A 15,454-nucleotide genomic window follows, 5' to 3' on the forward strand; every position below is an offset into this window, starting at 1 on the left:
TCTCCTTTACTCAGCCTTGGTTGGCTAATGCAGTGGTTGCTTACGCGAAGTAAAACTCAGGTTGGGCCATTGATAGGCCTCTAGGTGTTTTGTCGCTTCCACATGGCTTGCCAGTATGGCCTGCAGGTTACCCGCCATCAGCAAATCATCCACTGAAACGATACCGACCAATTGATAGTCCCTGTCGAGTACAAGTAGTCTGCGTAGCTGCTGCTCAATCATCAAACGGGCGACCTCTTCTGCTGGCTGGTCAGTAAAGACGTATGCGGTTTCAAATGTCATGAATTCCGAGATCTTGGACTCGGCAAGAGACAATCCCTTAGCCACGGCTTTCATGGCAATATCTCTTACGGTAAGCATGCCAATGACGCGATGATTGTCGCAAATAGGCAAAGCATCAAAATCGTTTTCCTCCATGATTTTGGCTGCGGATTTAAGCGACTGCATGGGAGAAGCAGTCACCACGCAAGTGGTCATCAAGTGGCCAATCATCATTTTCAGTTCCTCCCGTACGAAATCAAAGCATTGCAACATACAGTCGGTGGCCTCTGCCCGAGACCACCGTCATGTCAATGATCAAAACGGGAAACCTATATCGCGTCCACGCTTGACATCAACGCTAGCAGATTAATAAATCAGGTGTACAAGGTTTATCAGGCAATGGCTGGAATTTATGTAGGATTTATCGTACCACCTCAACTCCAGGATCGAAGCCAATGACATCACATCACCTATTTCTAGAGAAGCTTCACCTTCACTCCACATATAAAAAGACCCGGGAATTCCCGAGTCTACATGTGTACGACAGTTCATCTACTAATGCGTTGGCGTTTCACTCCAATCCTTCATCGCCTGTTCCCCGGGGCGATCCACCATCACCTTGCCATTCTCAATATTGGTGACCCAGCTGGTAGGAATATAGTGATGCTGGCCGTTTTGATCTTTATTCAACTTAATGTAGTTTTCGCCTTCCAAGTGATCCACTGTAGCGAATTGACCACCTTGTGAACACACGACAGGCATTTCTGAAACAATTTGATTAGTATTCATGCTTTTCTCCTATCACACACCGGGGAAACCGGCATCTGTATAGCATAATGAGGACTGGGTGATTTGCTTATAAGTGGTTTCTGATCTTGCTGTAGGAGTTCTCACCCATAACGGATGACTTTCTCGTAAAATCTCAATAGCGTGCAGCGATCGCAGATTCCACCCACCCCTCAAGATGTTGGCTGATATAGGAATACACCTCCACACTTGAAACGCCCAATGGTTCATAAGTGGGTGCAACGGACGATAACTTTTGACCGCCAGGCAGCATGATAGACTCGAATGGATTTGGACCCGCTATAGTCGTTTGCTGATTTTGGTCCATCAACTGATGGATACGTATGCCCAGCAAACCCTTCCTGCTTTCCATTGAACGTTGGATTTCATAGCGCACCCAGCGACAGGAAGCAGTCTTGGCACCGATCAGGACGATGGTGCAGCTGCGATGGCGAAGTTGTGCATCAATCCAGCGTTTGATCGCATCATCCTCTCCGCGGTTGACCTGCTCCCAGTGGTTATCGCAAACTGGCCGTCTGCGATGAATCGCGCCAATATTACGCACCATGGCAGCGCGCCAACAATCGTTTTGATAATCAAAGCTATAGAATACTCTACGGGCCATTCTCTCCCCTATTACAGACAAAGGTTTAGGACAGTTTTTTATTGATCTCGGCGAAATGGCTATGAAAGAGCCGCGCGAAGTCGATATCCTCAAAATCTGAATTCGAGCCATAGCCATGATCTAGCGCCAGGTTAAGGGCAGCACCACCCGGTGACGGCACGGGCAGTATCCTGGCATCGGGATGATAGTGCCTGAATATTTCATGCTCTTGTTCCACGCCCTCCATCCCGCCGATAAATACTGCCCCCACCAAATCTGGTCGCGATAGCATTTCTTTTCTCATGCGAAGTAGGCTGGCTTCGCGATTGCCATACACCGCATTGGTAAAAATGATATTTTTAAAGCGGCGATTCTCCTCTGGAAAATAATCCTCAAAAAAGCGGCTCTGGTACAAAATCACTGCCTCGGAGTAGTCAATATTCAGGTCTTCGCAAATACTCCATATCATCGGCGTAATTGCCGGATGGCCACCCCAAACGATTTTATGTTGTTGGAGAGCCACAATGACCAATTCACGTACCGCACATTGAATCAGGAAAGGGTTGGCCGTTTCATGGTAGGTACCGCGCGTCGTCAGCGGCACACTCGCAGAAAGAAAGATGGCACTCATACCCCCTCCTGTTCATATGCAAAATGCAACTCAGCCTCATTTATCCTGATCCACGGATAAGCTTGATCATCTACCAGCCCGGCTTGTGACAACCATGTTGAATGCAAGCCAATAGGGTCATAAATCAAGGCGTCGGATTGTCGCAAAGAAGAATTATTATCCTGCTTGTTTAGCGGGACACCAAAGGTCATCTCTGCCTTCAAACACTTGCCACTGGCTAGCTGAATATAAGCCATATTGTGTGATCCCACGCCCATAAACCTTCCGCCACTGGCCTCCACCGCAATACGCACCTTGCTCGTGAAGTTCACCAGCCGCACGGCATAACTCTGGCTGCGCACTTCTTCGAGTTTCATACAAAGACGCTGCATGGCACTCTCTTCAAACTGTTTCGAAAACGAGTTAAATTCATTACCGGAAAGTTGTAGCAAGCTGGCCGTAGAGACTCTTGCGGAAGAGGTTGAATCTGGCCAACCCACCCTCAGGACACTGATCCCTTTAGCCAGGGCCCGTCCAAATTCTGCATTGGTCCACCGTCGTTCAAAATAAGTGGGCGTGTCCAGCATCAGCAATACGTCTGCATCACATAACCTATGCCATAACTGGTGACTAAACTTTCGGTCCACCGTATTATCATCGTGATCAAGGAATACTTCGAACTGCCGCGCAGACAGTATTTCAAATAATTGAGTCGCCGTCTCACTGAGCTCTTCCCGGCAATAACTTAAAAATACCTTACGCTGCTGGGCGAGCAGCCCGACACTTTGCAAAAGAGCAACGGCAACAGATTGCGCACCACAAACAGCATAATCAACATAGTCCAAAGGAGCTAATAAAGGAGGAAGTTCGACAGGCGCGTGTTTGGCCCGAGAAACCACAGGCACAACGGGAATGCCACGCACCAGCAACTCTTTCAAATTAGAAAGGTGTGCATTTTCACCACCAAAAAAAACCACGGCAGAAGGTTGTAACTGATGAGGCCTGAACTCGGCAGGAGAAATCTCCCAACCCACCTCATTTCCTAAGCGTAAATTAAAAGCTTCCAGAGCACTCTTTAAAGATTTTTCTAATGCATGTATTTGAGCTTTGCTTGGCGCACCCAACACAGCCAGTTGATAAAGAGCCGCCATTTTTACCCCCCAAAATACATCATTAAATTCAATAAGCCCATCACCGAAATGTCTTTAATTTTTTATCGTAAACAGCATACAAATCACAAATTCGTGATAGCTATATTGTCTTACACGCATTTCATTCTCCCTATCAGAGACACACTGAAATCCGTGTAGGAAACGGGTGACAAGAACGCGAGCAACCCCTCAAACAAAAAGACTCAAGGAGTGTAGCCTTGAGTCTTTTTGTTTGGCAATATTGCTTTGCTACCTTGCCATGACAGATTGAATTAATTTTTTATTTTCTGGCGGCACTTCGAGAAACTCAAGGTTTGTCCTGAACCCCCTCATGCCGCACAGCGAGGAAAAAACAACTCGGCAATCAAATCTGTAGTGCCTAAGCCCAGAGCCGACAAACACCGGCACCTCCACATTACATAACTGGCCCGATTTGTATTGCTTATCAGCAAAAAGGCTCATTCCTGTCATGGAAATGTCGTGGGTGAATACCGTATATTTTCTGCCCGTATTATCCACCAGCTGGGATTTTTTGTGCCATGAACGACGATTTTGATCTACGGAGGTATGTTGGAAACTACTGTAAGACATGGAAAACGCACTGTTCACTCAACGAGTGTCACATTATATGATGAGTTGCGGTTTTTAACGCGTAAGACACGCGCTGGATAGGTAAATAGCCTTTAAGAAACGGCTGCCTATCCAGCACTGGCAAACAAGGCGACGTAAGAATCGAACCCCTAAAAGTAAAAAGACACCTCAATCGAGATGCCTTTTTAGCACGGTACCAATATGCAAATTAGTGTATGCGGATAGGGAATGTTTGCCCCGCTTAAAATAAGTCACCCCACTTCAAACGGTCCTAGTGGCAACTCACGCCCTGGATAGAATCATGCTGGAAACCAACGGTATTTGATATGGGAGAAATTCCCGTATTTTCCAGGATTCCATAATGCAATCACTTGCAAGCTCAACTTACCAGACTATGAACCATAAACCTTGTTTAGTCGAATTACCGCTCAGATATCTAGTAAATGAGTGGCGATTCGCTCTATGAGCATGGTTGAGATGCACAAATGCATAAGTTTCGAACAAAAAGTTGAGTCGTTACGACCTGACAAAACTGACGCTGACCACTGCGCCATGCCGCTCATCAATTGACGCCTATTCGTCGGGAGGCTTTAATTTCCACCACTATTATGCCCATATTCAGCCTCTTATCTTAAAACCATTGCATTATTTCTATAATTATGGAAATATAGAATATATGGACATTAAATCGGCAGTGACCCAACTCTCATCAATCGCTCAAGAGGCACGCCTGGAGATATTCCGCTTGCTTGTTCAAGCAGGGATTGAAGGGCTACCAGCGGGAAGTATCGGGGAACAACTCAAGATACCGCCAAGCACGCTCTCTTTCCACCTTAAAGAGCTGAGCCATGCCGGACTGATTAACTCACGACAGGTTAGTAGGTTCATTTATTACACAGCTAACTATGCTGCGATGAATGGGTTGCTTGCTTATCTTACTGAGAATTGCTGTGCTGGCGTATCTAAATGCTGTCCAGAGGCAACAAGCTGTCATCCAGAGAAAGGTAACAAATCATGAAACGTATGCATTTGCATGTCTCCGTCGAGGACATCACTCAAAGTATCGGCTTTTATAGCCACCTCTTTGGCGCTTCTCCGACGGTCTCTAAGCCTGACTATGCGAAGTGGATGCTCGATGACCCGCTAGTAAATTTCGCTATTAGCAAGCGAGGTGGTAAAGCTGGTCTGGATCACATTGGCATTCAGGTCGAGCATGAGTCAGAGCTTGAGGAGATCAGACATCGTTTAGAAAAAGCCGAACTTAGCTTGGTGACTGAAGAAGGGACGACCTGCTGCTATGCAAAGTCAGACAAGCACTGGGTGCAAGACCCATCGGGGATTGCATGGGAAACTTATCGCACATTAGACAGTGCCCCCACATTCAACGGTCAAGAATCAACCGAAGCTAACGCAGCCTGCTGTGTTCCTGCCACTCAAAAGATTGAATTCACTACAAGAAAGAAGAGCTGCTAAATGAATGCTACCGCTCAACCCAGCCTGATCAGCAGCTTTGAACGTAACCTGACATGGTGGGTGCTTGGCTGCATTGTGGTCGGCATTGCATTAGGTCAAGTGTTTCCCGGCTTCTTTCAAGCAGTAGGTGGCTTGAAGGTGGCAGAAGTAAATCTGCCTGTCGCAGTCCTGATATGGTTAATGATTATCCCGATGCTGCTAAAGATTGACTTCAAGACCATGGGCGATGTGCTGGCGCATAGTAAAGGCATAGGTGTCACCTTATTCATCAACTGGATAGTCAAGCCTTTTTCTATGGCCTTGCTGGCTTGGGTATTTATTCGTCACTTATTCGGTGACTTGCTGCCCGCAGACCAGATTGACAGCTATATAGCAGGCCTGATTCTGTTAGCTGCTGCGCCATGTACTGCCATGGTGTTTGTCTGGAGTGGCCTCTGTGGTGGTGAGCCTAAGTTCACGCTCTCACAAGTTGCATTGAATGATGCCATTATGCTGTTTGCCTTTGCGCCGCTGGTAGCGTTGTTATTGGGGCTGTCTAGCATTGTCGTTCCATGGGACACGCTTCTGACATCTCTGGTGCTATTTATCGTGGTCCCTGTTGTCATCAGTCAATTTGTGCGTGAAGTTGTACTGGCAGGACGTCAGAAATCACTGGATGCATTACTTAAGCGTATTCAACCAGTTTCCCTGACGGCACTGCTTGCCACACTGGTATTGCTGTTTGGTTTTCAAGGTCAGCAGATCATTGCACAGCCCTTTGTTATTGCATTGTTAGCAGTGCCTATCATCATCCAGGTGTATTTCAACTCAATGCTGGCTTACTGGCTGAATAAAAAGCTGAAAGTGGCTCATTGTGTCGCAGCACCATCCGCCCTGATTGGTGCTTCAAACTTCTTTGAGCTGGCTGTCGCAACAGCGATCGCACTATTTGGCTTTCACTCTGGTGCAGCGCTAGCCACCGTTGTCGGCGTACTCATTGAGGTGCCCGTCATGCTGTCTGTCGTCGCCATCGTTAATCGTAGCCGCCATTGGTACGAGAACACCTAACAATCGAAAGCTATCCATGAATATTCTATTTTTATGTACAGGTAATTCCTGCCGCTCAATCCTCGCTGAAGCCACATTCAATGCGCTAGCGCCAAAAGGCATGAAAGCAATGAGTGCGGGCAGCAAGCCTACCGGTGAAGTGCATCCCCGCTCTATCGCGTTGCTTAAGCGTGAAGGCATCGCTACTGAGGGTTATTACAGCAAGTCATGGGATAACCTACCAGTGACACCAGATATCGTGATTACAGTATGCAGCAATGCAGCGGGGGAGACCTGTCCAGCTTATCTTGGTAATGTGATAAGGGCTCATTGGGGAGTAGATGACCCAGCCAAAGCAATAGGCACGGATGCTGAAATTGATGCCTCATTCATCCAGGCATACTCAATACTTCGCAAGCGTATTGAAGCATTCTTAAGTTTAAGTCCTGAATCGCTGGGTGACAAAGAGAAGCTAAAGCATGAGCTACAACGTATTGGTGAGATTGAATCTACATAACAGTGTCATTCGACATTTTAAAAAACGGCTTAAGTGAAATTCACCTAAGCCGTTGATTCTAAATGGTGGCCCCTCTATGAGTCGAACACAACACAAACGAATTATTCATTCACGCCTGGGCAAATCCAAACTCCCACGCCAAGCCAACATAACCGCCAATAATCGCCACCGGGATTACCGTCGTATCACCAACCACTGATTGCTTGGCTATGGCACAAGGCGTGAGACTGTGGGCTGGGCTGGGGGCCTCGAATGCGTGTGATTTGGGTGTATGCTGAGTTTGCAAATTGACGACTTGACGAATCCGACGCTGCCCACTCAGCAAAAAAGACCCATTATCCAATGATGGTTGGCACAATGCACTAGCAAAAGCCAATATTCAGGACTTCCGCTTTCATGATTTGCGCCACACATGGGCTTCTTGGCATCGTCAGGCAGGTACTAGCACCGACGAACTCAATGACTTAGGCGGATGGAAAACACGCAGTATGGTGGATCGCTATGCAAAGTTTGACTCAGAGAATTTGAGGTTTGCCGCCTCAAGGATAGAACAGCGCGATGGCAACAACGTTATACCGTTGTCACGTTCAGGTCACGTTGAAAGAAAACGGCTTAAGTGAAATTCACTTAAGCCGTTGATTTTAAATGGTGGCCCCTCTGTGAGTCGAACACAGCACCAACGGATTATGAGTCCGCTGCTCTAACCAAGCATGAGCTAAGGGGCCGGAAAGCGTGGGATTATAAACTAATCCTGACCGTTTTCTAAGAAGCTGCGCAGGCGTTCCGAGCGGGTCGGGTGACGCAGTTTACGCAGGGCCTTAGCTTCAATCTGGCGGATACGTTCACGGGTGACGTCAAATTGTTTGCCAACTTCTTCCAGCGTGTGGTCGGTGTTCATTTCGATACCAAAGCGCATGCGCAGCACTTTGGCTTCACGTGGGGTCAGTGATTCCAGCACTTCACTGGTGGCGTCACGCAGGCTGGCGTAAACAGCTGCGTCCATCGGTGCCAGTGTGGTGTTGTCTTCAATAAAGTCGCCCAAGTGGCTGTCTTCATCGTCACCAATCGGCGTTTCCATTGAGATCGGCTCTTTGCTGATTTTGAGGATTTTGCGGATTTTTTCTTCCGGCATATCCATTTTTTCAGCCAGAGTAGCCGGATCAGGTTCCAGGCCAGTTTCTTGCAAGATCTGGCGGCTGATACGGTTCATCTTGTTGATGGTTTCGATCATGTGGACCGGGATACGGATGGTACGTGCCTGGTCTGCGATTGAACGGGTAATCGCCTGGCGAATCCACCATGTCGCATAGGTAGAAAATTTGTAACCACGGCGGTATTCAAACTTATCCACGGCTTTCATCAAGCCGATGTTGCCCTCTTGGATCAAGTCGAGGAACTGCAAACCACGATTGGTGTATTTTTTTGCAATGGAGATCACCAGACGCAGGTTGGCCTCGATCATTTCGCGCTTGGCGCGTCGTGCACGAGCTTCGCCAGTGGTCATTTGCTTGTTGATTTCACGCAGCTCTTTGATTGGCAATCCCACGCGGTTCTGCAGGTTTTGTAAACGCTCTTGCTGGTCTAGGATAGAGTGCCTGAAACGTTCTAAACGCTCACCATAGGCAGGTTTGCCTGCCAGCTCGTCATCGAGCCAGTTAAGGTTGATTTCGTTACCGACAAAGCTCTTGATGAATTGCTGACGCGGCATATTGGCCTTGTCTACACAAAACTCCATGATCTTGCGTTCGTGCGTACGCACCTCTTCCACCATGTTACGCACCTGGTCGCACAAGGCCTCAACCTGTTTGGCAGAGAAACGGAAGGCGGTCAGCTCATCCAGTACTTGCTGATGCAAAGTTTTATATTCTGCATCGCTGGTGCCTTTATCCTCACGGATGGTGTTCATTTTTGCGTTGGCAGCACGGATGACGGCAAAGCGTGACAAGACTTCATCCTTGAGTTTGGCCAGCGCTTCGGCAGACATGGCAGACGCTTTGGCATCACCATCTTCTTCATCATCTTCATCTTCTTCGTCGTCGGCTTCTTCTTCCTCAACATCTGCGGCCGCCAGCGCGTCATCCAGACCCAAATCACTATCGATCAAACCGTCTACCAGTTCATCAACGCTCATTTCGTCTTTTTCAACCTTGTCGACCATCTCCAGCAACTGGGCGATGGTCGTTGGACAGGCTGCAATCGCCTGCACCATGTGCTTGAGGCCATCCTCAATGCGTTTGGCGATCTCGATTTCGCCCTCACGCGTCAACAGGTCAACAGTCCCCATTTCGCGCATGTACATACGTACTGGGTCAGTCGTGCGACCAAATTCAGAGTCCACGGTTGCCAAGGCCTGCTCAGCCTCTTCTGCCGCATCATCATCAGTCACAGCTGGTGGCGCATCAGACATCAACAACACTTCGGCATCCGGCGCTTCTTCATAGACCTGGATACCCATGTCATTGATCATGCCGATAATGCTCTCGATCTGCTCGGAGTCTTGCACATCGTCCGGCAGGTGGTCATTGATTTCGGCGTAGGTCAGGTAGCCACGCTCTTTACCCAGGACAATCAGGGTTTTCAGGCGGGTACGGCGTGCCTCGGCATCCAGTGCCTGGGTAGCGGGATCTTTAGGGGTTTCGACTTCGTTGATTCCGAGTTCTTTATCTAAACTTTTATCTGCTTTGGGTCTGGCCATGGCCGATTCCACCTCTAAAATGGTTGTTGTCGAATGCTCATCAACACTGCTAGACAGATCATTCGATATAACATTACGGGAAACCCTTTATTTTACCAGATTTATGCACGTTTTTTAAGCACACTCTCACGGTTTTTCGGGTGACATCAGGTTAGCGTTTACTGGTTAATTGCCGCAAGGCCTCACGCTCAGCCTCAGACAGCGCAGAAAAAGGCTTTTCAGTGAGCTGCCCCAGTAGGGATTTTTCTCGCGCCATCAGCGCCATGTCTGATAATTGGGTGCATGCGCCCTCAAATTCAAGCGTAAAGTCCAGTGTCTCGTCCAATAAAGACAATTCGCAGTGCAATTGGTGTCGCAAACCCTCTGAAATATACGGCGTGATCATTTGCAGCAAGACCACGGGCCGGGATTCAGGCTTGGCCATGGCGGCTTTCACCATCACGCGCAACATCTGTTCCTCGTCACTTTCGCCTGTGATTTTATCCAGCAACTCCAGCCTCGCCCATTGCGGCCGCATGAGCAACATCAAAGCCAGCCTTACGTGAAGAGACAGGGGCATACGCGCACGCTGACGCAAGGCTTTCTGCTGCGTTTTAGCCGGGTTTGGCAACTTGAGCATACGCTGCATTTCACCGCCAGCCAACCCCGTCATTTCGGCCACTTTTTTGCGCAGCAGCATCGCATAACGCGGCGCCTTGATCTGCTTGAGGATAGGCTCGGCATCATTTAAAAACTGCACTTTATCCTCTTGCGAAGCCAGTGGGTTATGTTCGCTTAAGTGCTGGATAATATATTGCGATAGCGGCATGGCTTTATCCATTTCCGCCTCGAACGCCTCTTTGCCAAACTCACGTACAAAGCTATCCGGGTCATGCTCTGCAGGTAAAAATAAAAAGCGCAATTTCACACCATCTTTAATCGCTGGCAAAGCGTTCATGACTGCGCGCCAGGCCGCCGTACGTCCGGCCTTGTCGCCGTCAAAACTGAATACAATCTCGTCCGTTTGACGCATCAGCTTGGCAATATGAAACGGCGTGGTTGCTGTACCTAACGCGGCGACCGCATATTCGATACCATATTGCGCGAGCGCCACGACATCCATATAGCCTTCAACCACCAATACGCGGCCAGCATCACGGATGGCACGCCGCGCCATAAACAGGCCATACAATTCATGGCCCTTTTGAAACACCGGCGTTTCTGGCGAGTTGTAATACTTGGGGCTATCTTCAGGGTTAATCACGCGCCCGCCAAACCCGATCACTTCGCCTTTCTGGTTGTGAATGGGGAACATGATGCGGTCACGGAAGCGGTCGTAACGGCGGCCTTGCTCGTTTTGCACCACCAGGCCCGCCGTTTCCAACGGTTCTGCGTCATAATGAGGGAAGACTGTTTGCAAGTTTTGCCAACCGGCCGGGGCATAGCCGATCTGGAATTTGGCAGCCACCTGCCCACTCAAGCCACGCGCTTTCAAGTAATCAATCGCCCGCGGTGATTTCTTTAATTCAGCTTTGTAGTAATTGGCCGCTTGTTGCAAGGTCTCCTGCAAGCTAAGCAACACGGCTTTAGAGGCAGGCGCAGGCTGGTTTGGGTCGCGCTGTTCTTGCGGCACAATCATGCCGACCTGCCTGGCCAGGTCGTGAATCGCCTCCACAAAACTCAGGCCGTTATACTCCATGAGAAAGCTCAAAGCCGAGCCATGCGCACCACAGCCAAAACAATGGTAAAACTGCTTGGTCGGGCTCACGGTAAAACTAGGTGATTTTTCGTTGTGAAAAGGGCAACAGGCCGAGTAATTCGCTCCGGCTTTTTTCAGTGGCACTGCCTTGTCGATGACTTCGACAATATCTACGCGGTTAAGCAGTTCTTGAATAAAACTTTCCGGGATCATAAATGCAAGTATCGCTTATGCTCGTCAAAAAACAAAGGGCGCCAACTGCGCCCTCTTGCTTCGTGCCCGCGTGAGCAGATTATCCCAACGCCGCCTTGATCAGGCCTGACACTTTTGCCATATCGGCCTTGCCCGCAACCAATGGCTTCACTGCACCCACCACCTTGCCCATATCCTTGGCCCCTGCGGCACCAGTCTCAGCTAGTACCTTGGCAATGATGGCGTTGATTTCTTCTTCGCTCAATTGTGCTGGCAAATAAGCCTGCAACACTGCCACTTCAAATTTTTCCTGGTCAGCCAAATCCATGCGATTCGCACCTTCAAACGCAGCGATCGAATCACGGCGCTGCTTGAGCATTTTTTCGACCACACCCACTACCGCAGCATCATCCAGCTCAATACGCTCATCTACTTCGCGCTGCTTGATGGCAGCTTGCAGCAAACGAATCACACCCAGTTTAGGCATGTCTTTTGCGCGCATGGCAGTTTTCATGTCTTCGGAGATTTGTGCTTTCAGGCTCATATCGTGTCTTGGTCCGGATAAATGTGGGCTGTATAAATAGCTAAAGGTTGCGGAAACCCACAACCTTTGCATCATCGGTTAACTATAATGCAGTTAACCGTTCACTTCCACTAAAAATTAGTAGAGTTTTGTTGGCAACTGCTGGTTGCGCAGACGGCGGTATTGACGCTTAACCGCGGCAGCCGCTTTACGCTTACGCTCCCAAGTTGGCTTCTCGTAGAACTCGCGAGCACGCAAGTCGTTCAACAAACCGGTTTTCTCAATCAAACGCTTGAAACGGCGCATTGCAACGTCAAACGGTTCGTTCTCTTTCACACGAATAGCGGTCATGTAAATCCCTATCCTTCAAATATTGGTTAGACAATGGTGCTTGCGGATTGATGCAGCACTGAAAACCGCGTATTCTATCGCGCTTATTTGGATTTATCAATCTTTTCTGCAAAAAATCGTATGTTAGTGCTAGGGATAGAATCTTCTTGTGACGAAACCGGGGTGGCGTTATACGACACGCGCCGCGGATTGCTGGCGCACGCCCTGCACTCACAAATTGACATGCATGCAGCCTATGGCGGCGTCGTGCCAGAACTGGCCTCACGTGACCACATACGCCGCGCACTCCCACTCACACAGCAAGTACTGTCGCAAGCGGATAAATCTCTACAAGACATCGAAGGCATCGCTTACACGCAGGGCCCCGGACTGGCGGGCGCTTTGCTGGTGGGCACCAGTATTGCGCAATCGCTCGCTATGGCCCTTAACGTGCCTTCTGTCGGTGTGCATCACCTCGAAGGCCACCTGCTGGCGCCCATGCTCGAAGAAAATCCCCCAGCGTTCCCGTTTGTTGCCTTGCTGGTCTCGGGTGGTCATAGCCAACTCATGCGGGTCGATGGCATTGGCCAATACGAGTTACTGGGCGACACGCTGGACGATGCTGCCGGTGAAGCGTTTGATAAGACCGCCAAACTGTTGGGCCTTGGCTATCCCGGCGGCCCCGCAGTCTCAAAACTGGCTGATCAAGGTAAGCCACACTTTCAATTGCCCCGCCCCATGCTAAACAGCAAAGATTTAAATTTCAGCTTTAGCGGCCTCAAAACAGCAGTGCTGACCTTGGTAAACAATCAGCCAGAACTAGATGATGAAACAGTTAAAGATATTGCCTGGGAATTTCAGGAGTCAGTCACCGAGATATTGGTGCATAAATGCATAAAGGCGCTCAAACAAACCAAACTTAAACGTCTGGTGGTTTCGGGTGGCGTGGGTGCCAACAAACGGCTGCGGACCAGATTAAATGAAGCCGCTGCCAAACGTGGCTTCAATGTGAGCTATCCCAGATTGGAATTCTGCACTGATAACGGCGCCATGATTGCCTTTGCCGGTGCCATGCGCCTGCACGCCATGCAGCCAGGCAAGCAGGATTACAGCTTTAGTATCCGTCCGCGCTGGGACTTGGCTGAGCTCAAAGCGCCTGCTTAAATCTTAGCCTGATTATTTCTTGCCAAATCGGCTTTCAGTGCCGGCCAACAATTTTTCAATATTGGACTGATGGCGAATTATCAAAAACGCAGACATCACCACCACAACGGCCACATATACCGGGTAAGGTGACAAGAACTGCCAGGCAATCACAGGCGCCAATACAGCAGCGACCAGGGCAGACAAGGAAGAAATACGGCTGGTTAAAAACACCGCCAGCCAGACGGCAACCACACTCAACGCCAGCCAACCCGAAAAGGCAATCATTACACCCAGAGCCGTCGCCACCCCTTTACCCCCTTTAAACTTATGGTAAATCGGGTACAAGTGGCCAATAAACACCGCCAACCCCACCAGCGCGACCACATCCATCAACATTCCCGCTTGCAGTGCCAGCCATGTTGGCAACCAGCCTTTAAACGCATCGCCCAGCAAGGTCAAAATCGCAGCAGATTTTTTACCACTACGCGCCACATTGGTCGCGCCGATATTGCCACTCCCCACGGTGCGTGGATCTGGCAGGCGGTACAGCTTGCTGATAATAATGCCAAAGGCAATCGAGCCTATCAGGTAGGCCGCAACTATCCAGACCAATGCTTCAATATCAAAACCAATTTCGTTCATGCGTTTAATTCCACTGAAGTACAGCCGCTTATGCCAGCCACTGCACGATGTTGTATGATGCCGAATCATACTGGATTCCGGCCTGCGCGGAAATAAAAGGACACTGATTCATGGACACAATTTTTCTGGAACAAGTCAAGGTGCAAACCAAACTGGGGGTGCCTGAATGGGAACGCGCCGTGCCGCAAACCGTGATTCTGGATATTGAAATTGGCTATGACTTTAATAAAGCCTGCCTGAGTGATGCAATTGAAGATACGATTGATTACGGCCTGGTAGTCGCGCGCATACGGGAGACATTAGCCGAGCATAGTTTCAAACTGGTTGAGGCATTAGGCGAGCATGTTTGCCAATTGGTCTTGCAGGAATTTAAAGCGCAGAGTGTGAAGTTGAAAGTGAGTAAGCCGGGGATATTGCCGGGGTTGAAAGCGCTGGGGATTGTGATTTCCCGGACTGCTTAAAACAGTCATTTATTACCTAAATCAGATTCTTTTTGCCTTTCGGTGACGGTTTTTGTAATGCTTGTTCTTAAGAAGTCGGTATAAAAGGCATTTATATTTAAGCGGATGATTAAGTATTAAATGTGTTCTCTCGCCTCTAGGCGACCATTCTTTCTTATGCTTGTCCTGTATAGACCGGGGACATGGTTGACACTTTCGCATTGGATAAATGCGGAGAACACTATGCCCTGGGAGACAAGAGACATCATGAGTCTGCGTGAAGAATTCGTACACTTGGCCACTCAAGAAGGCGCTAACCGACGTGAGTTATGTCGGCGCTTCGGTATCAGCCCGCAAACGGCTTATAAATGGCTGCGTAGATTTAATACGCATGGCAAGGCAGGTCTAAGTGACCAGAGTCGAAGACCATTACACAGCCCAACACTCACATCACAAGCACTTCAGTCAGAGATTGTTCAACTGCGGCATAAGCATCCGGCGTGGGGTGGGCGCAAGATCAGTCGGCGGTTAGAGGACTTAGGCTTAGGCGCTGTGGCACCCAGCACTGTCAGTACCGTGTTACATCGGCACGGCCTTATTGATGTGGGCGTCGAATACCGGCAGGCTTGGCAGCGATTTGAGCATGAGTTGCCCAATGCGTTGTGGCAGGCCGACTTTAAAGGCTACTTTGAAACGCTCTCAGGACGTTGCATGCCACTGACGGTGCTTGATGACCACTCCCGGTTTAATCTGGTTCTGCATGCTTGTGACAATGCCAGGGCTGAGACC

Annotated in this window: 19 protein-coding genes, 1 tRNA gene and 1 pseudogene; 8 read left to right on the forward strand and 13 right to left on the reverse strand. The window is 49.2% G+C overall.

Translation table 11 applies throughout. The features are described from left to right. Positions 1-24: 24 nt before the first annotated feature. The 6 genes from F463_RS14420 to F463_RS14855 all read right to left on the reverse strand — a co-directional run bounded on the left by F463_RS14420 (position 25) and on the right by F463_RS14855 (position 4,003). Positions 25-495 carry a CBS domain-containing protein gene (locus tag F463_RS14420; RefSeq protein WP_018987453.1) on the reverse strand — a complete coding sequence of 157 codons (471 nt, stop codon included), beginning with the start codon at positions 493-495 and terminating at the stop codon, positions 25-27. 321 nt (positions 496-816) lie between these two features. After that, a complete protein-coding gene (locus tag F463_RS0112570; RefSeq protein WP_018987454.1) occupies positions 817-1,050 on the reverse strand; it encodes a DUF2171 domain-containing protein in 234 nt (77 codons plus the stop codon). Positions 1,051-1,183: 133 nt separating this feature from the next. Next, positions 1,184-1,672 carry a TIR domain-containing protein gene (locus F463_RS0112575; protein WP_018987455.1) on the reverse strand — a complete coding sequence of 163 codons (489 nt, stop codon included), beginning with the start codon at positions 1,670-1,672 and terminating at the stop codon, positions 1,184-1,186. 25 nt (positions 1,673-1,697) lie between these two features. Further along, entirely contained in the window at positions 1,698-2,282 is a 585-nt protein-coding gene (locus tag F463_RS0112580) for a Thoeris type III anti-phage system protein ThcA (protein ID WP_018987456.1), read from the reverse strand. Next, positions 2,279-3,412 (reverse strand): Thoeris type III anti-phage system protein ThcB4, encoded by a 1,134-nt coding sequence (locus F463_RS0112585; protein WP_018987457.1) that lies wholly within the window; start codon positions 3,410-3,412, stop codon positions 2,279-2,281. Before F463_RS0112585 ends, F463_RS0112580 begins: the two co-directional genes overlap by 4 nt. 249 nt (positions 3,413-3,661) lie before the next feature. Beyond that, the gene (locus F463_RS14855; RefSeq protein WP_081620829.1) at positions 3,662-4,003 is read right to left on the reverse strand and encodes a PilZ domain-containing protein; all 342 of its coding nucleotides are present in this window, start codon (positions 4,001-4,003) and stop codon (positions 3,662-3,664) included. 676 nt (positions 4,004-4,679) lie between these two features. On the opposite strand from F463_RS14855, the gene F463_RS0112590 reads away from it, so the two are divergent. From F463_RS0112590 to F463_RS0112605, 4 genes are read left to right on the forward strand one after another with little or no spacing between them, the layout of a single operon-like run. Next, on the forward strand, positions 4,680-5,021 hold the full coding sequence (locus tag F463_RS0112590; RefSeq protein ID WP_018987458.1) for an ArsR/SmtB family transcription factor: 342 nt from the start codon (positions 4,680-4,682) through the stop codon (positions 5,019-5,021). Further along, entirely contained in the window at positions 5,018-5,476 is a 459-nt protein-coding gene (locus F463_RS0112595) for an ArsI/CadI family heavy metal resistance metalloenzyme (protein WP_018987459.1), read from the forward strand. The genes F463_RS0112590 and F463_RS0112595 overlap by 4 nt, the downstream gene beginning before the upstream one ends. Beyond that, positions 5,477-6,523 (forward strand): ACR3 family arsenite efflux transporter, encoded by a 1,047-nt coding sequence (arsB, locus tag F463_RS0112600; RefSeq protein WP_018987460.1) that lies wholly within the window; start codon positions 5,477-5,479, stop codon positions 6,521-6,523. A 16-nt stretch (positions 6,524-6,539) separates the two neighbouring features. Further along, the gene (locus tag F463_RS0112605; protein ID WP_026295571.1) at positions 6,540-7,019 is read left to right on the forward strand and encodes an arsenate reductase ArsC; all 480 of its coding nucleotides are present in this window, start codon (positions 6,540-6,542) and stop codon (positions 7,017-7,019) included. A gap of 109 nt (positions 7,020-7,128) precedes the next feature. Here the strand turns inward: F463_RS0112605 and F463_RS0112610 are convergent, their stop codons facing one another. Next, positions 7,129-7,344: a hypothetical protein gene (locus F463_RS0112610; RefSeq protein WP_154650056.1), complete on the reverse strand. Its 216-nt coding sequence runs from the start codon at positions 7,342-7,344 to the stop codon at positions 7,129-7,131. A 10-nt stretch (positions 7,345-7,354) separates the two neighbouring features. Here F463_RS0112610 and F463_RS14860 point away from each other — a divergent pair. After that, positions 7,355-7,639 (forward strand): annotated as a pseudogene (locus tag F463_RS14860) (tyrosine-type recombinase/integrase); the annotation flags it as partial. 26 nt (positions 7,640-7,665) lie between these two features. Here F463_RS14860 and F463_RS0112615 read toward each other — a convergent pair. From F463_RS0112615 to rpsU, 5 genes are all read right to left on the reverse strand, one after another. After that, positions 7,666-7,744: transfer RNA gene (locus F463_RS0112615), tRNA-Ile, on the reverse strand. A 20-nt stretch (positions 7,745-7,764) separates the two neighbouring features. Continuing rightward, positions 7,765-9,714, reverse strand: a complete 1,950-nt coding sequence (gene rpoD / locus F463_RS0112620; RefSeq protein ID WP_018987463.1) for an RNA polymerase sigma factor RpoD — start codon at positions 9,712-9,714, stop codon at positions 7,765-7,767. A 151-nt stretch (positions 9,715-9,865) separates the two neighbouring features. Next, positions 9,866-11,605, reverse strand: a complete 1,740-nt coding sequence (gene dnaG / locus F463_RS0112625; protein WP_018987464.1) for a DNA primase — start codon at positions 11,603-11,605, stop codon at positions 9,866-9,868. A gap of 79 nt (positions 11,606-11,684) precedes the next feature. Next, positions 11,685-12,128, reverse strand: coding sequence for a GatB/YqeY domain-containing protein (locus F463_RS0112630; RefSeq protein ID WP_018987465.1), 444 nt, complete (start codon positions 12,126-12,128; stop codon positions 11,685-11,687). A gap of 117 nt (positions 12,129-12,245) precedes the next feature. Beyond that, positions 12,246-12,458 carry a 30S ribosomal protein S21 gene (rpsU, locus tag F463_RS0112635; protein WP_018987466.1) on the reverse strand — a complete coding sequence of 71 codons (213 nt, stop codon included), beginning with the start codon at positions 12,456-12,458 and terminating at the stop codon, positions 12,246-12,248. A gap of 120 nt (positions 12,459-12,578) precedes the next feature. Between rpsU and tsaD the strand changes: the two genes are divergently transcribed. Further along, positions 12,579-13,601, forward strand: a complete 1,023-nt coding sequence (tsaD, locus tag F463_RS0112640; protein WP_018987467.1) for a tRNA (adenosine(37)-N6)-threonylcarbamoyltransferase complex transferase subunit TsaD — start codon at positions 12,579-12,581, stop codon at positions 13,599-13,601. 12 nt (positions 13,602-13,613) lie between these two features. Here tsaD and plsY read toward each other — a convergent pair whose 3' ends face one another. After that, positions 13,614-14,225: a glycerol-3-phosphate 1-O-acyltransferase PlsY gene (gene plsY, locus F463_RS0112645; RefSeq protein WP_018987468.1), complete on the reverse strand. Its 612-nt coding sequence runs from the start codon at positions 14,223-14,225 to the stop codon at positions 13,614-13,616. A 110-nt stretch (positions 14,226-14,335) separates the two neighbouring features. Here plsY and folB point away from each other — a divergent pair, with 110 nt between their 5' ends. Together folB and F463_RS0112655 are read left to right on the forward strand one after the other, a co-directional pair. Then, positions 14,336-14,686: a dihydroneopterin aldolase gene (gene folB, locus F463_RS0112650; RefSeq protein WP_018987469.1), complete on the forward strand. Its 351-nt coding sequence runs from the start codon at positions 14,336-14,338 to the stop codon at positions 14,684-14,686. 222 nt (positions 14,687-14,908) lie between these two features. After that, a partial coding sequence (locus F463_RS0112655; RefSeq protein ID WP_033413567.1) for a helix-turn-helix domain-containing protein occupies positions 14,909-15,454 on the forward strand: 546 nt, incomplete at its 3' end.

This window comes from Methylophilus methylotrophus DSM 46235 = ATCC 53528 (genome assembly GCF_000378225.1).
Taxonomy (GTDB): Bacteria; Pseudomonadota; Gammaproteobacteria; order Burkholderiales; family Methylophilaceae; genus Methylophilus; species Methylophilus methylotrophus.